The sequence below is a fragment of the Nonomuraea sp. NPDC049714 genome, from assembly GCF_044465295.1.
Taxonomy (GTDB): domain Bacteria; phylum Actinomycetota; class Actinomycetes; order Streptosporangiales; family Streptosporangiaceae; genus Nonomuraea.
This window is the reverse complement of sequence record NZ_JBITLM010000001.1, coordinates 315,291-332,976: the sequence shown is the minus strand read 5'-3', so window position 1 is coordinate 332,976 and position 17,686 is coordinate 315,291. Positions and strand designations below refer to the sequence as shown.

18 protein-coding genes are annotated in these 17,686 nt (G+C 70.9%); 15 read left to right on the top strand and 3 right to left on the bottom strand.

What is annotated here, in order from left to right:
* Positions 1–167: 167 nt before the first annotated feature.
* Positions 168–959 carry a helix-turn-helix domain-containing protein gene (locus tag ACIBQX_RS01710; RefSeq protein ID WP_396999466.1) on the top strand — a complete coding sequence of 264 codons (792 nt, stop codon included), beginning with the start codon at positions 168–170 and terminating at the stop codon, positions 957–959.
* Positions 960–965: 6 nt separating this feature from the next.
* Here ACIBQX_RS01710 and ACIBQX_RS01705 read toward each other — a convergent pair whose 3' ends face one another.
* A complete protein-coding gene (locus tag ACIBQX_RS01705) occupies positions 966–2,033 on the bottom strand; it encodes a globin domain-containing protein (protein ID WP_396999464.1) in 1,068 nt (355 codons plus the stop codon).
* Between the two features lie 534 nt (positions 2,034–2,567).
* Between ACIBQX_RS01705 and ACIBQX_RS01700 the strand changes: the two genes are divergently transcribed.
* Genes ACIBQX_RS01700 through ACIBQX_RS01690 form a run of 3 tightly spaced genes read left to right on the top strand, consistent with a single transcriptional unit; the run spans position 2,568 to position 4,954 of the window.
* Positions 2,568–3,254: a gamma-glutamyl-gamma-aminobutyrate hydrolase family protein gene (locus tag ACIBQX_RS01700; protein WP_396999462.1), complete on the top strand. Its 687-nt coding sequence runs from the start codon at positions 2,568–2,570 to the stop codon at positions 3,252–3,254.
* A gap of 9 nt (positions 3,255–3,263) precedes the next feature.
* Positions 3,264–4,178 (top strand): alpha/beta hydrolase, encoded by a 915-nt coding sequence (locus ACIBQX_RS01695; RefSeq protein WP_396999460.1) that lies wholly within the window; start codon positions 3,264–3,266, stop codon positions 4,176–4,178.
* Positions 4,175–4,954 carry an enoyl-CoA hydratase/isomerase family protein gene (locus tag ACIBQX_RS01690; RefSeq protein WP_396999458.1) on the top strand — a complete coding sequence of 260 codons (780 nt, stop codon included), beginning with the start codon at positions 4,175–4,177 and terminating at the stop codon, positions 4,952–4,954. Before ACIBQX_RS01695 ends, ACIBQX_RS01690 begins: the two co-directional genes overlap by 4 nt.
* Positions 4,955–5,260: 306 nt before the next feature.
* Here the strand turns inward: ACIBQX_RS01690 and ACIBQX_RS01685 are convergent, their stop codons facing one another.
* On the bottom strand, positions 5,261–6,442 hold the full coding sequence (locus ACIBQX_RS01685) for an acyl-CoA dehydrogenase family protein (RefSeq protein WP_396999456.1): 1,182 nt from the start codon (positions 6,440–6,442) through the stop codon (positions 5,261–5,263).
* A 4-nt stretch (positions 6,443–6,446) separates the two neighbouring features.
* Positions 6,447–7,055, bottom strand: coding sequence for a class I SAM-dependent methyltransferase (locus ACIBQX_RS01680; protein ID WP_396999454.1), 609 nt, complete (start codon positions 7,053–7,055; stop codon positions 6,447–6,449).
* Between the two features lie 128 nt (positions 7,056–7,183).
* On the opposite strand from ACIBQX_RS01680, the gene ACIBQX_RS01675 reads away from it, so the two are divergent.
* From ACIBQX_RS01675 to ACIBQX_RS01625, 11 genes are all read left to right on the top strand, one after another.
* On the top strand, positions 7,184–8,824 hold the full coding sequence (locus ACIBQX_RS01675; RefSeq protein ID WP_396999452.1) for a sensor histidine kinase: 1,641 nt from the start codon (positions 7,184–7,186) through the stop codon (positions 8,822–8,824).
* Positions 8,821–9,519, top strand: coding sequence for a response regulator (locus ACIBQX_RS01670; RefSeq protein ID WP_396999450.1), 699 nt, complete (start codon positions 8,821–8,823; stop codon positions 9,517–9,519). The genes ACIBQX_RS01675 and ACIBQX_RS01670 overlap by 4 nt, the downstream gene beginning before the upstream one ends.
* A 64-nt stretch (positions 9,520–9,583) precedes the next feature.
* On the top strand, positions 9,584–10,009 hold the full coding sequence (locus ACIBQX_RS01665) for a hypothetical protein (RefSeq protein WP_396999448.1): 426 nt from the start codon (positions 9,584–9,586) through the stop codon (positions 10,007–10,009).
* Between the two features lie 10 nt (positions 10,010–10,019).
* Entirely contained in the window at positions 10,020–10,616 is a 597-nt protein-coding gene (locus tag ACIBQX_RS01660) for a phosphoribosylanthranilate isomerase (RefSeq protein ID WP_396999446.1), read from the top strand.
* 9 nt (positions 10,617–10,625) lie between these two features.
* The gene (locus ACIBQX_RS01655) at positions 10,626–11,393 is read left to right on the top strand and encodes a GNAT family N-acetyltransferase (protein ID WP_396999444.1); all 768 of its coding nucleotides are present in this window, start codon (positions 10,626–10,628) and stop codon (positions 11,391–11,393) included.
* 414 nt (positions 11,394–11,807) lie between these two features.
* Positions 11,808–12,389, top strand: coding sequence for a CDP-alcohol phosphatidyltransferase family protein (locus tag ACIBQX_RS01650; RefSeq protein ID WP_396999442.1), 582 nt, complete (start codon positions 11,808–11,810; stop codon positions 12,387–12,389).
* Positions 12,390–12,392: 3 nt separating this feature from the next.
* Entirely contained in the window at positions 12,393–14,897 is a 2,505-nt protein-coding gene (locus ACIBQX_RS01645) for a sugar phosphate nucleotidyltransferase (protein ID WP_396999440.1), read from the top strand.
* A gap of 263 nt (positions 14,898–15,160) precedes the next feature.
* Positions 15,161–15,673, top strand: a complete 513-nt coding sequence (locus tag ACIBQX_RS01640) for an FHA domain-containing protein (RefSeq protein ID WP_396999438.1) — start codon at positions 15,161–15,163, stop codon at positions 15,671–15,673.
* 23 nt (positions 15,674–15,696) lie between these two features.
* Positions 15,697–16,323: a MerR family transcriptional regulator gene (locus ACIBQX_RS01635; protein ID WP_396999436.1), complete on the top strand. Its 627-nt coding sequence runs from the start codon at positions 15,697–15,699 to the stop codon at positions 16,321–16,323.
* 106 nt (positions 16,324–16,429) lie between these two features.
* Entirely contained in the window at positions 16,430–16,900 is a 471-nt protein-coding gene (locus tag ACIBQX_RS01630) for a bifunctional nuclease family protein (protein WP_082310546.1), read from the top strand.
* 148 nt (positions 16,901–17,048) lie between these two features.
* Positions 17,049–17,669 carry a MerR family transcriptional regulator gene (locus ACIBQX_RS01625; RefSeq protein WP_396999434.1) on the top strand — a complete coding sequence of 207 codons (621 nt, stop codon included), beginning with the start codon at positions 17,049–17,051 and terminating at the stop codon, positions 17,667–17,669.
* Positions 17,670–17,686: the final 17 nt, after the last annotated feature.

The following is a 17,686-nucleotide window of genomic DNA, read 5'->3' as shown; positions in this document are numbered from 1 at the left end:
GGCATCGCTCCCATGTTCGCTTCCGGCCATCGTGCCACGCGGTTGTCCGCGCCGCCGAGGACTGGGCGTTTCGTCGCATCAAGACAGCCGGCTCCGGCGTGTCGCCGTCCCTTGATGACCTGAGAGGTAATCGTCGCAGTTCCCACTGACAGATAACGTTGCTGGACATGGGAGCGCTGGCCGTACAAGAAGAGACTTTCGGTGATCTGCTGCGATCGTGGCGCCAGCGGCGCCGGGTGAGCCAGCTCGATCTGGCGATCGACGCCGACGTGTCGTCCCGGCACATCAGCTTTCTGGAGACCGGGCGGGCCCGGCCGAGCCGGGAGATGGTGATCAAGCTGGCGGAGGAGCTGGAGGTGCCGCTGCGGCACCGCAACAGGTTGCTGGTCGCCGCCGGGTTCGCGCCGGTGTTCCCCGAGCGCGAGGTGCACGACCCGCGGCTGCGGTCGGTGCGGGAGGCGCTGGACAAGATCCTGGCCGGCTGCGAGCCGTACCCCGCCCTGGTCGTGGACGCCGGGTGGAACCTGGTGGCGGCCAACTCGGCGGCCGCCGTGTTCATGGACGGCGTGCCGGCCGAGCTGCTGAAGGAGCCGGTCAACGTGATGCGCCTGTCGCTGCACCCCGACGCGATGGGCGGCAGGCTGGTCAACCTCGCCGAGGTGCGGGCCCACCTGCTGCACCGGCTGCGCAGGCAGGCCGAGATGTCGGCCGACGGAGGGCTGGCCGAGCTGCACGACGAGCTCGCCGGCTACGTCTATCCGGGCGTGGACCTCAACGTGGCGCACGTCCCCGGCCCCGCCGACATCCTGGTGCCGTTGCGGATCAGGCACGGCGGCACGACCCTGTCGATGTTCACCACCCTCGCCACGTTCGGCTCGCCCGTGGACGTGACGGTCTCCGAGCTGGCCATCGAGATGTTCTGGCCCAACGACGAGGAGACCGCCGCCGCCTTCAGATGAACCCGTTCACCGCTCGGAGTGCACGACGTCGCGGTGCACGCGCGACAGCGGCACGCCGTCCGTCCGCAGGCGGGAGACCGTCTCGTCGACCATGGCGGACGGTCCGCACACGTACACCTCGTGCTCGGCCCAGGAGCGCAGCCGTTGCGTCACCTCCGGCAGGCGGCCGCGCATCCCGTCGTAGGCGGGCTCGTCCGAGACCACCGGCAGCACCTGCAGCCAGGGGAAGGACGACTCCATCCGGATGAGGTCCGGCAGGTCGTACAGCTCGGCCGAGGTGCGCGCGCCGAACAGCAGGTGGATGCCGGGCCGGCGGCCGGAGGCGATGACCTGCTCGACGATCGCCTTCAGCGGCGCCAGCCCGGTGCCGCCCGCCACGAACAGCAGGTCGCGGGGGCTGTCCTCCGGTGGCGCCATCGTGCCCATCGGCGGCCCGAGCATGAGCGTGTCGCCGACGCGGGTGTCCCTGATCAGGGTGCCGGAGACCCACCCGCCGGGGACCGAGCGCACGTGCAGCCGGATCGAGTTGTCCTCGCGCGGCGCGTTCGCGATGGAGAACGTCCGCCACACCCGCGGCCAGCGTGAGACCTGCACGTTGACGTACTGACCGGCGGTGTACGGCAACGGCTGCGTGGGACGCAGGGTGATGACCGCGATCTCGTCGTGCGGGCGCTGGTGCTCGATGACCTCCGCCAGCCACCACGCGGGGGAGACTCCCGCGTCGGCCTCGGCGGACTCGATCATGATGTTGGCCGCCGCGGTGTAGGCCGACACCCACGCGGCCTCGATCTCGTCGTTCCAGATCTCGATGGCGAAGCGCCGCACGGTGGCCAGCATGGCCGTGCCGATGGCGGTGTAGTGCTCGGGGGTCACGCCGTACTTGCGATGGTCCCTGCCCATCTGGCTGAGGAAGGACGTCAGGCTGCCCGGACTGTCCAGGCTCCACACGACGCGGGTCAGCGCGCCGAAGAGCCGGTCCCGCTGTACGTCCAGGGCGGGCGGGAACATCCCGCGCAGATGCGGGTTCTCGGCGAACAGCCGGCCGTAGAAGTAGGCGGCCGCCTTGTCGGCCACCGGCTCGATGAGGGAGAAACTCTCTTTTACCAGACGCGGATTTATCGACATATACCCAACCCGTCCTCTTGACCGGAGACAACTCCGATCGTCGTGGCCCACCTCCCTGGCGGTTCCGGGTGACGAGCGTCCGGCGGACCCCGGCGCTTCCGAGCGCTCGAATCAAGTGTTACACCGCCTTCCTTGCCTCACAACCGATTCGCCCTAATGGCGGGCACGTCTGAACTGTCCGTAACGACGCCACCATTCGCCTGGCCGGGTTCCGGTCCGGCAAAGTGAATAAGAATTGCATTCGCGTTCATCGTGAAAAGCGGTCTTATCTGATGATTCGTGGTGGCTTCATCGCCACCCAGCCCTCCTGGCGACGCCTGCCCGGTTCGGACACCGGGATCGAGAGAGGCAGGGGGGAGGAGATCTGCGGGAGAAGCGACATAACCGAAATGGAGTGCGTCATGATGGGCTGGTGGCTGCCCGACCGGCGCCGGCACGGACACCCGCCCCTGCCGCCTGGAGAACGCTCCCCCTGGAGAACGCATGTCCCGACCGCTGATAGGCATCACCGCCTACTTCGAAGCCGCCCGCTGGGATGTCTGGGTGCGGGAGGCGGTGCTGTCCCCGCCCGCCTACGCCAAGGCCGTCGAGCGGGCCGGTGGCGCCCCCGTGGTGCTGCCACCGCTCAGCCCCCACGCCGTCGACGACTACGTGCGCGGGCTGCGGGGCGTGGTGCTCACCGGCGGGGTCGAGGTCGGCGGCCCGGCCTACGGCGACGAGCAGGACGAGCGCGTGCCCGCGGCGCAGCCACAGCGCGACCGGTTCGAGCTGGCGCTGGCCAGGGCGGCGGTGCGGGCCGAGGTGCCCATCCTCGGCATCGCCCGCGGCATGCACGTGCTCAACGTCGCCCAGGGCGGCAGCCTCATCCCCTGGCTGCCCGAGATGCTGGAGAGCGACCGGCACGCCGAGCCCGCCACCCCGCACCGCATCCAGGTGAGCGTGTCCAGCAAGCTCGGCAAGGCGGTCGGCGACCACGTCGAGGTGGTCGCCCCGCACACCCAGTCGGTGCGGCGGCTCGGCAGCGGCCTGCTGGCGGTGGCCTGGGCCGACGACCAGATCGTGGAGGGCATCGAGCTGCAGGGCCACCGCTTCGCCGTGGGCGTGCAGTGGCACCCCGAGCGCGGCGACGACAACGGGCTGTTCGATGCGCTCGTGGAAGCGGCCCGATAGGCTGCGATCATGCCGCTGCACCCTCAGGCACGGGACTACCTCACCGACTACCCGTCGGACTTGAACACCGACCTGGCCGAGCTGGACCTGGAGCGGATCCAGGAGATACGCGCGCACGACGGCCTGGCCGCCCAGCGCGGCCCGCTGCCGCAACTGCCCCACGTCCGCGACGAGACGGCCGAGGGCGTGCCCGTGCGCATCTACCGCGCCGACCGCGGCGACGCGCCGCTGCCCGTGGTCGTCTACCTCCACGGCGGCGGCTGGGTGTTCGGCAGCGTCAAACGCAACGACGCCCTCGGCCGCGACCTGGCCATCCGCACCGGCGCGGTCGTGGTCTCCGTCGACTACCGCCTGGCCCCCGAGCATCCGTTCCCGGCCGCCGCCGACGACGCCTGGACCGTGCTGCGCGACATCTTCGCCCGGCCCGCCTTCTACCAGAGCAACGGCAGCATCGCCCTGGTCGGCGACAGCGCGGGCGGCAACCTCGCCGCCGTGGCCGCCTGGCAGGCGCGCGACGCCGGGCTGCGCCTGGCCCACCAGGTGCTGGTCTACCCTGTGCTGGACGCCGGCCTGGACACCCCCAGCTACAGCGAGTTCGCCAAGGGCTTCGGCCTGGACGCCGAGGAGATGGCCTGGTTCGTCCGGCAGTACGCCGCCGGCGCCGACCGGGCCGACCCGCGTCTGTCGCCGCTGCGCCTGCCGTCGACGGCCGGCCTGGCGCCGGCCACCGTGCTGACCGCCGGCTGCGACGTGCTGCGCGACGAGGGCGAGCGTTACGGCGAGCGGCTGGCCGAGGCGGGCGTGCCCGTCGAGGTGCGCAGGTTCGACGGGGCGGTGCACGGCTTCTTCGGCCTGCCGAGGCTGTTCGACCAGGCGGGCGAGGCCCGTGAGTACGTCGCGGAGCGGCTCAGGGAGTCCCTGTGAGCTACGCGCGGCTCAAGACCGACGTCCCCGCCGACGGGGTGCTCAGGATCACCATCAGCGAGCCGCGCAAGCGCAACGCGGTCGACATGACCGGCCACCGCGAGCTGGCCGAGATCTGGCGCGACGTCGACCGCGACGACTCCGTCAGGGCCGTCGTCGTCAGGGGCGAGGGCGAGGCGTTCTCGGCGGGCGGCGACCTGTCGATGATCGAGGAGATGACCCGCGACCACGCCACCCGGCTGCGCGTTTTCGCCGAGGCCCGCGACATCGTGTACAACGTCCTCAACTGCGCCAAGCCCGTCGTCTCCGCCATCCAGGGCCCCGCCGTCGGCGCGGGCCTGGCCGTCGCCCTGCTGGCCGACATCTCCGTCGCCGGGCGCACCGCCCGCATCATCGACGGCCACACCCGGCTCGGCGTCGCCGCCGGCGACCACGCGGCCATCATCTGGCCGCTGCTGTGCGGCATGGCCAAGGCCAAATATCACCTGCTGCTCTGCGAGCCGGTCAGCGGCGAGCAGGCCGAGCGGATGGGCCTGGTCAGCCTCTGCGTCGACGACGACCAGGTGCACGACACCGCCATGGAGATCGCCGTGAAGCTCGCCGCCGGCTCCCAGGAGGCGATCAGGCTGACGAAGTACGCGCTCAACAACTGGCTGCGGATGGCGGGGCCCGCCTTCGACGCCTCGCTGGCGATGGAGTTCCTCGGCTTCACCGGCCCCGACGTGGCCGAAGGTGTGCGCGCCCTGCGCGAGAAGCGGCCTCCCACCTTCTCCTGAGCAGTGGTTTCGCCCGTGTGCCCAGGGTAGGCGCAAGCCCATGCAGGACAGAGAAGTGGCTGGTCACCAAGGGCGCCGGCACGCGCACGCAGCGGGCCTGTCAGCCGAGGTCGAGAACGCTGCCCCGGGGGACGAAGCAGCGGCCCGACGGCGCCCGGCCGGCCACCCGAACGCAGAGGAGGTCGTGCATCCCTCCACGCGGAGGTAGGTAGACCAGGCCGAGGCCGAGGAGGCGCGCGAGGGATTCCCCTCCGGCCGAGGCGTGAAGACCGGCGACGACGGGCGGCGGGCGTGCAGGGGTGACGGTCAGAAACTGCGGGGCAGGCCCAGCACCTGGGTCGCGAGGAAGTTGAGCAGCAGCTCCTCCGTCACAGGTGCGACCTTCCCGATCCGGGCGTCGGTGAGCAGTCTGGCAACGGGGTATTCCAGTGAGTACGCCATGCCACCGTGCGTCTGGAACGCCGCGTCGGCCGCCTCCCACGCCGCCTGCGAGGCCGTCAGCTTGGCGATGTTGGCCTCGGTGCCGCACGGCAGGCGCCGGTCGAACGACCACGCCGCCTTGTAGATCATCAGCCGGGCCAGCTCGATCTTGGCCTTCACCTGGGCCAGCGGGAACGCGATGGCCTGGTTCGCGCCGATCGGGCGGCCGAACACCTCGCGCTCCTTGGCGTACGCGACGCCCACCCGCAACGCCACCTCCGCCCCGCCCAGCGCGGAGGCCGCCAGCAGGATCCGCTCCGGGTTGAGGATGTCCCACAGCACCGCCGCGCCCTGGTCGACCTGCCCGACCACGCGGGAGGCGGGCACCCTCAGGTCGTCGATGAAGACCATGTTGGACGGCGTGGTGTTGGCGCCCATCTTCGGGATCGGCTGATAGGACAGCCGCCCGGCCGCCACCGCCTCCGGCACGTTGACCAGGAAGACCGTCAGCCCGCTGGTGCGCGGCTCGGCCTCGGCCGCCGGGATCGTCCTGGTGACCAGGAGCATCCAGGTGGCCCGCTGCACGCCGGTGATCCAGATCTTCTGCCCGTTGATCACATAGTCGCCGCCGTCGCGGCGGGCCGATGTGGTGATCGCCAGCGAGTTGGACCCGGCGTCCGGCTCGGTCAGCGCGAAGCAGGTCTCCACCTCGCCGGTGGCCAGCCGCGGCAGCAGCTCCGCCTGCTGCTCCGGGGTGCCGTGCCTGGCCAGGGTCAGCGCGCCGAATCCGGGCGTGAGCACGTACGTGAAAGCCGAACCGCCCGCCGCGCCCGAGGCCGCGATCGTCTCGGTGGCCACGGCGAGCTCCAGCAGCCCCTGCCCGCCGCCGCCGAACTCCTCCGGCACGGCCAGGCCCAGCCAGCCGCCCTTGCCGAGCTCCGCCCAGACCTCCTCGGGCCAGCGCTTGTCACTCTCGCAGCGCTGCCAGTAGTCCAGGTCGTATCGGGAGCAGATGTCGCCGATGCCGCGCCGCACCGCGAGGGCGCTCTCGGGGAGGGTGAAGTCCATCAGATCATCGTAGAAGCTCTGCCGCCGGTCGAGGGCGGCGCGCGTGGAAGACGAACGCCGGCGGCGCGTTCCGCCACACCGTCCGCCCGGCCACGACCTCCTCGAACCGGTCCGCCAGCAGCGCACGGAAGCGGCGGGCCCGCGCCAGCGGGATCGCGTGCACGTAGGAGAACGTGGTGAAAGCGCCCGACGGGTTCATCGCCGAGGTCACCGCGCCCAGCAGCCCGCGCTGCAACTCACTGGGGAAGGCCGCCCACGGCAGGCCGCTGACCACCACGTCCGCCTGGCGCAGTCCCCGCTCCGCGAGCAGCTTGGTCAGCTCGGCGGCGTCCCCGTGCACCACGTCCACCTTGGGGAACCGCTCGGCCAGGATCTTCGCCATCGGCTCGTTGAGCTCCACCGCCAGGTGATGACCACGGCCGGCCAGCCTGCGCTGGATCTCCTGCGTGAACGGGCCTGTGCCGGGCCCGAGCTCGACCACGGTCGGCTCACCGCGCTCGGGCAACGGCGCGCAGACGGCCGCCGCCAGACGTTGGGAGCTGGGGGCGATGGCGCCGATGCTGGCCGGCGCCCGCAGGAACTGGCCGAGGAACAGTGCGCTGTCGTTCGACATGTCATTGACGGTATGGGTAAAGATCTGATGCTGCGTCCATCTTAGGGGCGGAGATCCGGCCACAAGGAGGAGGCGGCATCCACCGCACGGAGGACTGTCCCGGGTCTTGACCTGGATACCTTTACCCCATGAGTTGGCGTTGGCGCGGCGTGCCTTTCGACCTGCTCCTCGCCGCGGCCGGTGTCAGCCTGGACCTGCTGATGTCCGCTGAGGCGCGGACAGGAGACCTGCCGCCGCATCTCACGGTCCTGCCGCTGGCCCTGCTGGTCGGCGCGCCCATGGGCTTCGTACGGCGCCGGCCGCTGCCGACCGCGCTGTGGCTGTCGGCGGCCCTGGTCCTCACCGACCAGATCGAGGCGTTCAGCTCCAACACGGCGCAGATGCTGCTGCTCGTGGCCGTCGGCGTCACCGCCTACGGCGGGGGCCGGCGCTCGATCGCGGTCGCCATGGGAGCGAGCGGAATCGCCACCGGGATCAACCTGGCCGATCCCGCCTTCGCCACCAACGTGTGGCTGTACGCCGCCGGCATCACCCTGTTCCCCGCGATCGTCGGGGGCTACCTGCGCGGATCGGTGGGCGAGCTGAAGCACCGCGACGTCACCCCGGACGTGCTCCTGGCCGCGGGCGGCGTCGCGCACACCGTGCTCAGCACCTGGACCAGCTGGCACAGCGGAGGCCAGCCCGCCTGGGTCATCGGGCTGCTCGCCGTGGCGGCCGGCCTGTCGCTCGGCGTCGCCAGGCGGCTGCCCGGGCTGGTCTTCCTGTTCCAGGCCATCCTGCTGGTAACCGCCGACGGCTACCTCAACGAGGTGGTCAGCACCTGCCTGGTCCTGACCCTCATCGCGCTCGGCGTCTTCGCCATGCGGATCGCCTCCTGGATCTGGACGTCCATCGCCTACCTCGCCACCTGCCTGCTCGCCGCCCTCGCGGTCGTCGGGCCCGGCACCGAGGTCACCGCGTTCGGCGCCGCCGTGCTGTGCGCCCTGGTGATCACGCCGGTCGCGATCGGCCGCTACCTGGGCGTCAAGCAGACCGCCACCGCGGCCGAACGGCTGCGGGCGAGCGAGTCGACCAGGCTCACCGTGGCGCAGCTCCGCGCCGATCAGCTCGCCGAGCGCGAGCGCATCGCCCGCGACGTGCACGACATCGTCGCCCACCACGTCGGCGCCATGGTGCTGCGGGCCAGCGCCGCCCGCTACACCGCGCCGGACGGCCCGGTCGCCGACGCGCTGACCGACATCCGCGAGACCGGCCACCAGGTGCTGCAGGACCTGCGCGGGCTGATCGACCTGCTGCGCGACCCCGACCGCCAGCCCGGCCTGCTCGCCGACCCCGCCGACGTGGTGCGCGAGTCCGCCGAGCGGATGGCGGCCGCCGGACTCGTGGTGGACTTGACCCTCGATCCTGACACCGACCACGCCTCGCTCATCGCCCGGACCTCCGCGGCCCGCATCGTCCAGGAAGGCCTCACGAACGTGCTCAAACACGCAGGACCAGGGACGAAGGTCCGCGTCTGCGTCTGCTCCGACGGCGACGGCCTGGCCGTCGAGATCCGTAACGGCCGCCCGCCCACCACCATCGAGCGCCTGCCCTCCTCAGGCCGCGGCCTGGCGGGCATGCGCGAGCGGGTCAGAGCGCTCGGCGGCACCCTCACCGCCGGCCCCGACGAGGACGGCGGCTGGCTGCTGGCCGCAACCCTGCCTGCCACCCTGCCGGCCACGCATCCCACCACGCATCCCACCACGCGGGCCACCAGGGGCACCGCGTGATCCGCGTGCTCATCGCCGACGACCAGGTCCTGGTCCGGGCGGGCGTGCGGATGCTGCTGCAGGCCAACAGCGACATGGAGGTGGTCGGCGAGGCCGACGACGGCGCCGAGGCGGTGCGGCTGGCCGAGCGGCACCTGCCCGACGTCATCCTGATGGACCTGCGTATGCCCAGGGTCGACGGCCTGGAGGCGATCCGGCGCGTGCTCGCCGCCCGGCCCGGCACCAGGATCGTGGTGCTGACCACGTTCGCCGAGGACGCCAACGTGTACGCGGCCCTGCGCGCCGGCGCCGTCGGCTTCCTGGTCAAGGATGACGAGCCGGAGCGCATGGTCGACGCCGTGCGCCGGGCCCACGCCGGTGAGCAGCTGCTGGCGCCCTCCGTGCTGCGCCGCGTCGTCGAGCGCTTCCTCGACGCCGAGGAGCGGGCCGCCGTGCCCGGCCCCCGCGGGCTCACCGAGCGCGAGATGGAGGTGCTCGCCCTGGTCGGCACCGGCCTGTCCAACGCGGAGATCGCCGAGCGGCTGCACGTCGGCGTCACCACCGTCAAGACCCACATCGCGGCCGCGATGGAGAAACTCGGCCTGCGCAACCGCATCCAGGCGGCGGTGGTCGCGCACCGCAGCGGCCTGGTCGACGCCTCCTTCCGCCCGGTGCGTCCACCGCGTGGCGGACCGCCGAATAGCCCGCGAGGCTGACGACCCGCGGCGGGCGCGGCGACGATCCTGTTGGTCCTCATCGCGAGATCGGAAGGACCACACGATGTACGACACCGCCCCGCAGGCCGCCCGGCCCGAGACCGCCCCCGCCAAGCCGGTGTCCGCCGGCCTGCTGTACACCCTGCGCGTCGTCATCGTCGCCCAGGCGGTGACCCTCGTGGTGACGGCCTCGCTGGCCGGCCAGTCGGTGGCCACCGACGGCGCGATGGGCGAGGCGCACGTGATGGCCGGGATGCTCGTCCACCTCGTCGCGCTGGTGCAGATCGTCTGCGCCGTGCTCTTCTGGCGGCCCGGCCGCGGCGCCGGCTGGCCCGCCCTGGTCAGTTTCGGCCTGTTCGTCGTCGGGATGGCCCAGCACTTCACCTGGGACCTGCTCAGCGCCCACGTGCCCAACGGCGTCATCCTGTTCGGCCTCATCACCGCGATGCTGCTGTGGGCCTGGTCGCCGGGGGCTTCCCGGCGCCGCTAGGGTCGAGGCTGTGTACGTGAAGATCTGCGGGCTGAGCGAGCCCGAGCACGTGGCCGCCGCCGTCGAGGCGGGCGCCGACGCCATCGGGTTCGTGCTGACGGCGAGCCCCCGCAAGGTGAGCCCGGAGCGCGCGGCCGAGCTGGCGGCCCTGGTCCCCGACCGCGTGCTGACCGTCGGCGTCTTCCGCGGCGAGGAGCCCGCCACCGTGCGGGCCGCCGCCCTCACCGCCGGGGTGCGCGGCATTCAGCTGCACGGCAAGCACCCGCACGGCGACTTCACCGCGCTCAAGGACCTCGGCCGGACCCTCGTCAGAGCCGTCGACGCGAGCGCCGACCTGCGCTGCGGCGCCTTCGACGAGAGCCTGCTGATCGTCGACGCGCCGCGCCCCGGCTCGGGGGAGCCCTGGGACTGGGCGGCGGTGCGCGGCCGCCCCACCGGCCGATGGCTGCTGGCGGGCGGCCTCGACCCGGACAACGTGACCGAGGCCGTCGCCGCGGCCGGTCCGTGGGGGGTCGACGTGTCCAGCGGGGTCGAGACCGCGCCGGGGGTCAAGGACCCCGCCCTCATCGCCCGCTTCCTCAAGGCGGCCCGCGATGCCGCCGCCTGATACGCGCTCATGTCACGGCGGCTCATGGTGTCGCCTGAGCTGACGCGAGCGCTCGCTTTCCAGTGGGGGTTCGCCCGCCGCAGGGCGCCCAGGGCCGTGGACGTGCCCGGAGGCTTCGCCGTGTTCGACGACCGCTACCCGGGCTCCCACGACGACAACAAGCTCATCCTCTGGGACGCCGGCGATCCCGCCACGGTGCTGCGGACGGCCGACGAGGTCCTGGCCGGGTGCGCGCACCGTCTCGTCCACGTGGACGACGACGAGCTCGGCGCGGCCCTGACGCCCGCGTTCACCGCGGCCGGCTACCAGCCCGCCGTCAACCTCGTCATGGCCTTCCGCGGCGACCCGCCCGTGGGCGAGCCCGCGGCCGAGCACCTCGACCTGGAGACGCTGCTGCCCGTACTGCGCCGGCACTGGCGCGAGAGCCTGCCGGACGCCCCGGACCGGACGGTCGAGCAGCTCGCCCGCCGGGTCGAGACCCGGCTGCGCGGCGCCGACCTGGTCGGCTTCCGCGGCGTGCGCGCCCCTGGCGGTGAGCTCGCCGCCAGAGCCGACCTGTACGTGCACGACGGTGTCGCCCAGATCGAGGACGTCTACACCGCTCCCCGCCACCGGGGCCAGGGCCATGCCCGCGCGCTCCTGAGATCGCTGCTGGCGGAGGCGGCGGGTGCGGAGCTGGTCTTCCTGGTCGCCGATGCCGCCGACTGGCCCAGGGAGTTCTACGCCCGGCACGGATTCGCCGACCTCGGCCGCACCCACTCCTTCCTCCGGACCTGAGCCGCCCCCACCTGCTTCTTCCTTCGGACATCAGCTACGTGCTCCCCCCTCCTGGCCTGAATGGTCTGATCGGGAGGGGGACGTGAAAGTTCCGCTCGGGGCGTGGGCGTACCGGAAAGGGGCGGGCCCGGTGGCTCGGGGCGGGCGTGGGTGTACCTGAGAAGGTTCGGTCGGGGAGGGCCGGTGGGTCGGTGGCGGGCGGGCATGAAGGGTCCCTTCGGTGAGGGGGAGGACCTGATGGGCTCCGGTAGGGGGAGGGGTGGGGCCGGCGGGCCGGGGTCGGGGAGGGTGGGGGCGGAAGGCGGGGTCGCGGGGATCGCCTTTCTGGGAGGCCGGGAGTGCTGATCGTGGGGTGGTCGGATCGGGCGGATACAGGGCCGCTGCGCTGGAAGTTCACGCAGTAGGGTCTGCTGCGTGACTGAAACTTCCGCCGAGGACCGAATCTGGACGGTTCCGAACCTGCTGAGCTTCCTGCGACTCCTCGGCGTACCCGTGTTCCTCTGGCTGGTTCTGGGCCCGAGGGCGGACGGGTGGGCCATCGCCGTGCTGGCGGTCGCCGGGTTCACCGACTGGCTCGACGGCAAGATCGCCAGGGCGTTCAATCAGGTCAGCAAGCTCGGGCGGATCATCGATCCGGCGGCGGACAAGCTCTACGTGTTCGCCACGATCGCGGCGCTGCTGGTGCGGGAGGTCATCCCGTGGTGGCTGGCGGCGATCATCCTGGGCCGGGAACTCTTCGTCGCGTGTTTCATCCCCGTACTTCGCAAACACGGATATAGGGCGCTTCAGGTGCATTTCCTGGGCAAGGCCGCCATGTTCAACCTCATGTACGCCTTCCCCCTGCTCTTCCTTGCCTCCCACTCGGGGTGGTATGCCGATATAGCGCGCATTGTCGGGTGGGCTTTCGCGCTCTGGGGAACAGGCCTGTACTGGTGGGCGGGTGCGCTGTACGTGATACAGGTGCGCCGGCTCACCGCCGCGACCACGAAGGAGTGACCGGTGAAGGCGGTCGTCATGGCGGGCGGTGAGGGCACTCGGCTGCGTCCGATGACGGCCAACCAGCCCAAACCCCTGCTCCCCGTGGTCAACCGTCCGATCATGGAGCACGTCCTGCGCCTGCTCAAGCGGCACGGGATCACCGAGACCGTGGTGACCGTCCAGTTCCTGGCCGCGCTGGTGCGCAACTACTTCGGCGACGGCGACGAGCTGGGCATGCGCCTGGAGTACGCCACCGAGGACATCCCGCTGGGCACGGCGGGCAGCGTGAAGAACGCCGCCGCCCGCCTGCACGACGCCCCCTTCCTGGTCATCTCAGGCGACGCTCTGACGGATATCGATTTATCGGACATGATCCGGTTCCATCAGGAAAATTCGGCTCTTGTCACCATTGGTCTGAAGCGGGTTCCCAACCCGCTCGAATTCGGCATCATCATCGTCGACGAACTCGGCCGGGTGCAGCGCTTCCTGGAGAAGCCCACCTGGGGCCAGGTCTTCTCCGACACCGTCAACACCGGCATCTACATCATGGAGCCGGAGGTGCTGGACGAGGTGGCCGCCGGAGAGTCCGTCGACTGGGCCTCCGACGTCTTCCCCGCCCTCCTCGAACGCGGGGCCCCCATCTACGGCTACGTCGCCGACGGCTACTGGGAGGACGTCGGCACCCACGAGAGCTACCGCAAGGCCCAGGCCGACGCCCTGTCCGGCCAGGTCAGGCTGGACATCGGCGGCTTCGAGCTGTCACCCGGCGTCTGGGTGGCCGGGTCGGCCTCCGTCGAGCCGGACGCGGTGCTCAAGGGCCCGCTGTTCATCGGCGAGTACGCCAAGGTCGAGGGCGGCGCCGAGCTGCGCGAATACACCGTCCTGGGCAACAACGCCGTGGTCCGCGAGGGCGCCTTCCTGCACCGCGCGATCGTCCACAGCAACGTCTACCTCGGCCCCGGCACCCACCTGCGCGGTTGTGTGATCGGCAAGAGCACCGACGTGATGCGCGGCGCCCGTATCGAGGAGAACGCCGTCATCGGCGACGAATGCGTCATCGAGGCGGAGGCGTACGTCTCCAGCGGCGTGCGGGTCTACCCGTTCAAGACCATCGAGGCGGGCGCCGTCGTCAACACCAGCGTCATCTGGGAGTCGCGCGGCCAGCGCAGCCTGTTCGGCAGGCGGGGCGTCAGCGGACTGGTCAACGTGGAGATCACCCCCGAGCTGTGCGTACGGCTGGCCAGCGCCTACGCCACCACCCTGAAGAAGGGCGAGCGCGTCGTCACCTCCCGTGACGCCTCCCTGGCCGCCAGGGCGCTGAAGCGGGCCGTGATCAGCGCGCTCACCGCCAGCGCCATCAACGTGCTCGACCTGGAGGCCGCGCCGCTGCCGGTGGCCCGCTTCCACTCCTCGCGGGGGACGGCCGCGGGCGGCATCGCGCTGCGCACGACCGCCGGGGACCCGCAGAGCGTCGACATCGTCATCATGGACGACCGGGGCGCTGACCTGTCGCCGGCCGCCCAGCGCAAGCTGGAACGCGTCTTCTCGCGCCAGGAGTTCCGGCGCGCCTTCCCCGGCGAGATCGCCGAGCTCACCTACCCGTCCAGAGCCGTCGAGGACTACACCCACGAGCTGCTGCGCCGGGTGGACATGACCGGCGTCAGGGACATGAAGGTCGTGGTGGACTGCGCGGGCGGCACCTCCTCGCTGGTGCTGCCCAGGCTGCTCGGCCGGGTGGGCATCGAGGTGCTCACCGTCAACGCCGTCCTGGACGACCTGTCGCCCACGGAGACGCTCGCCGAGCGCCGCCGCGACCTGCAGCGGCTGTCGGAGCTGGTCAGCTCCTCACGCGCGGCCTTCGGCGTCCGCTTCGACCCGGTCGGCGAGCGGGTGGCGCTGGTGGACGAGATGGGGCAGTTCATCAGCGAGGAACGCGCCCTGCTCGTGGTGCTCGACCTGGTGGCCGCCGAGCGCCGGGCCGGCCGGGTGGCGCTGCCGATCACCACCACCAGGGTCGCCGAGCAGGTCTGCCGCTTCCACGGCGTGCAGGTGCAGTGGACCTCCACGGCGGTCGACGCCCTCACCTCCGCCGCCGCCGGACCGGGCATGATCTTCGCCGGTGACGGCAGGGGCGGCTTCGTGGTGCCCGAGTTCAGCCCCGCGCTCGACGGTCCCGCCGCGTTCATGCGCCTGCTGGGGCTGGTCGCCCGCACCCGGCTCTCGCTCAGTCAGATCGACGCCAGGATCCCCGAGGCGAAGCTGCTCAAGCGGGCGATCCCGACGCAGTGGAAGGCCAAGGGCGCGGTGATGCGCTCGGTCATCGAGGCGGCCGAGTCCGCCCCCGAGGGCTACCACATCGACACCACCGACGGGGTCCGGGTGGTGGGGGAGGACGGCAGCTGGGTGCTCATCCTGCCCGCCGCGACCGAGCCCGTCACCGACCTGTGGGCCGAGGCCTCCGACGTCGACACCGCCCAGCTCCTGCTGGAGCGGTGGGCCACCGTGGTCGAGCAGGCCGCCATGTGACCGCCCGGGACCGCGCCACGACCTCGGGGCGACGGTGATTTGTCGTATGGGGTGCAAGATCGTAATGTTAGAAGGCGCGGCGGCATGGACCTTCAGGCAGGGGCGGCGGTAACTTTGTCAGCGTCCGAACCTGTCGTCCAGCGCCCCGCCTTGACCTTTGCCGCTGATCAGCGTAAGTTGCGGCATTCGCAAACTTGAGAGCGAAGCGAGGCGCGCCCCGAGCACCGTTGCCGCGTCTTCGCGGTAGGAGGCCGAGCCGATCGATGCCGAGCGTCTACTGCACGCAGTGCGGGCACGCCAACCCCGAGGATGCCCGTTTCTGTTCTCGCTGTGGGTCACCGTTGACCAGACCGGAGGTCTCAGGGGACACCACTTCGACGATCTCCGTCGCGGGAATCGAGGCGTACGAGGCAGAGACCGGTGACATGCTGCTGGCCGAACGGGCGCTGGTCGAACAGCTCCCGCCGGGCGCGGCGTTGCTGACCGTGACCAGGGGGCCCAACCAGGGCAGCCGTTTCCGGCTCGACAAGGACCTCACCACCACCGGGCGCCATCCGGAGAGTGACATCTTCCTCGACGACATCACCGTCTCCCGCCGGCACGTCGAGTTCTACCGCCAGCGCGGCGGCCTGTTCTCCGTGCGTGACGTGGGCAGCCTCAACGGCACCTACGTCAACAGGGAGCGCATCGAGGAGGTCCCGCTGCACTCCGGCGACGAGGTGCAGATCGGAAAGTTCCGGCTGCTGTTCCTGATGCGGACACCCGCCGGCACATGACCTCGCAGGCGGCACGCTCGCACATGAGCATCGGGGAGGTGCTCGCCCTTCTGCAGGGCGAGTTCCCCGATGTCACCGTCTCCAAGATCCGTTTCTTGGAGGGGGAGGGGCTCATCGAGCCGGAGCGCACCCCGTCGGGCTTTCGCAAGTTCACCCACCTGCACGTCCAGCAGCTCCGCTACATCCTCACCGAGCAACGGGACCATTACCTGCCGCTGAGGGTGATCAAGGACAAGATGGCGGAGAGCTTCGCCCGCCCCCGCGCCGTGCAGGACAAGCAGGAGGTGCGCCTCAGCCGTGCCGAGCTGCTGGAGGCGGCCGGGCTCGACGAGGAGACGCTCACCGAGCTGGAGGACTACGGCCTGCTCGCGCCCAAGGCCAGGCGTTATGACGAGGACGCGCTCAAGGTGGCGCGCAGCGTCGGCGCGCTGGCCCGCTTCGGGCTGCACGCCCGCCACCTGCGGGCGGTCAAGGCGGCGGCCGAACGGGAGGCCGGTCTGGTCGAGCAGACCGTGGCGCCGATCCTGAAACGGCGGGCGCCAGGCGCGATCGGCGAGGCCGACGAGACGGCCAGGGAGCTGTCCACGCTCCTGCTCGACCTGCACGAGGCCCTGCTGCGTACGGGCGTGCGGAGCGTTCTCGGGCGATGAGCGGCCCGAGGGACATTCAGGGCCCCCCGGGTGTTACGTTGAATTGCAGAAGCGGACCAGCAATGAGCTGTGCCGGGTCGCCGGCCAGTCGAATATGGAGCAGCCCGTGTTGCAGATGGAGGTCGTGGGTGTTCGCGTAGAAATGCCCACAAATCAGCCGATCGTCTTGCTCAAGGAGGCACACGGGGAACGGTTCCTGCCCATCTGGATCGGCATGACCGAAGCGACGGCCATCGCCCTGGCCCAGGCGGAGGAGCCGCCGCCCAGGCCGCTCACGCACGACCTGTTCCGGGACGTGCTGAGCGCCCTCGGCGTGGGCCTGCGTGCCGTCAACATCGTCGCCCTCCGTGACGGGATCTTCTTCGCCGACCTGGTGTTCTCCAACGGCGTGGAGGTGAGCGCCAGGCCGTCCGACTCCATCGCGCTGGCGCTGCGCACCGGGGCACGCATCTTCGCCAGTGAGGAGGTCGTCCAAGAGGCCGGAGTGATCATCCCCGACGACCAGGAGGACGAGGTGGAGAAGTTCAGGGAGTTCCTTGACACGATCTCTCCCGAAGACTTTGGCAGGGCGGGGTAGGTATTTCAGTGCATTTACGCTTCACGACGCGCCGAGCCGGATCGTTGACTGAGCATGGTCACGGTCCTACGGTGCAAGTGAAACCCGTGGCCGCCTTTTTACGAACCCCCAGATCAGGCCGCGGGATGAGAGAAAGCCGGAGGTCCGCGTGGCGGTCAGCAGCGGCGAGGGAAAGACGGCCGGCCAGGAAGATCCGGTACGGCGTGAGAGCGCGCGGCAGCGTGCCGGAGAGCAGGGCCTGCTCTTCGACGAGCAGCCCGCGACGGTGCCGGACGACATCGGATACCGTGGCCCGACGGCGTGCGCGGCAGCCGGCATCACCTACAGGCAGCTGGACTACTGGGCGCGCACCGGCCTGGTCGAGCCCACGATAAGAGCAGCGCAAGGTTCGGGTTCCCAACGGCTCTACTGTTTCCGCGACATCCTGGTGCTCAAGGTCGTCAAGCGACTGCTCGACACCGGGGTCTCCCTCCAGCAGATCCGCACGGCCGTACAGCATCTGCGTGATCGCGGGGTGGCCGACCTCGCGCAGATCACGCTGATGAGCGACGGTGTGAGCGTTTACGAATGCACCTCGGCGGACGAGGTGATAGACCTTCTCCAGGGTGGTCAGGGCGTGTTCGGCATCGCGCTCGGCCGGGTCTGGCGCGAGGTCGAGGGATCCCTCGCGGAGCTGCCGGGGGAACGGGCGGCGGTCGCGGACACCGTCCCGGCCGACCATCCCGCTGACGAACTGGCCCAACGGCGACGGGCGCGCCGAATTGGGTAGTAATCTAGGACATGTCG

What these genes read in the sequence shown, in the direction of transcription:
- ACIBQX_RS01685 (WP_396999456.1), bottom strand. Translation starts at nt 6,442, where the DNA reads ATGGACTTCACCCTCCCCGAGAGCGCCCTCGCGGTGCGGCGCGGCATC.
- ACIBQX_RS01640 (WP_396999438.1), top strand. Translation starts at nt 15,161, where the DNA reads ATGCCGAGCGTCTACTGCACGCAGTGCGGGCACGCCAACCCCGAGGAT.
- ACIBQX_RS01675 (WP_396999452.1), top strand. Translation starts at nt 7,184, where the DNA reads ATGAGTTGGCGTTGGCGCGGCGTGCCTTTCGACCTGCTCCTCGCCGCG.
- ACIBQX_RS01665 (WP_396999448.1), top strand. Translation starts at nt 9,584, where the DNA reads ATGTACGACACCGCCCCGCAGGCCGCCCGGCCCGAGACCGCCCCCGCC.
- ACIBQX_RS01695 (WP_396999460.1), top strand. Translation starts at nt 3,264, where the DNA reads ATGCCGCTGCACCCTCAGGCACGGGACTACCTCACCGACTACCCGTCG.
- ACIBQX_RS01635 (WP_396999436.1), top strand. Translation starts at nt 15,697, where the DNA reads ATGAGCATCGGGGAGGTGCTCGCCCTTCTGCAGGGCGAGTTCCCCGAT.
- ACIBQX_RS01700 (WP_396999462.1), top strand. Translation starts at nt 2,568, where the DNA reads ATGTCCCGACCGCTGATAGGCATCACCGCCTACTTCGAAGCCGCCCGC.
- ACIBQX_RS01655 (WP_396999444.1), top strand. Translation starts at nt 10,626, where the DNA reads ATGTCACGGCGGCTCATGGTGTCGCCTGAGCTGACGCGAGCGCTCGCT.
- ACIBQX_RS01680 (WP_396999454.1), bottom strand. Translation starts at nt 7,055, where the DNA reads ATGTCGAACGACAGCGCACTGTTCCTCGGCCAGTTCCTGCGGGCGCCG.
- ACIBQX_RS01710 (WP_396999466.1), top strand. Translation starts at nt 168, where the DNA reads ATGGGAGCGCTGGCCGTACAAGAAGAGACTTTCGGTGATCTGCTGCGA.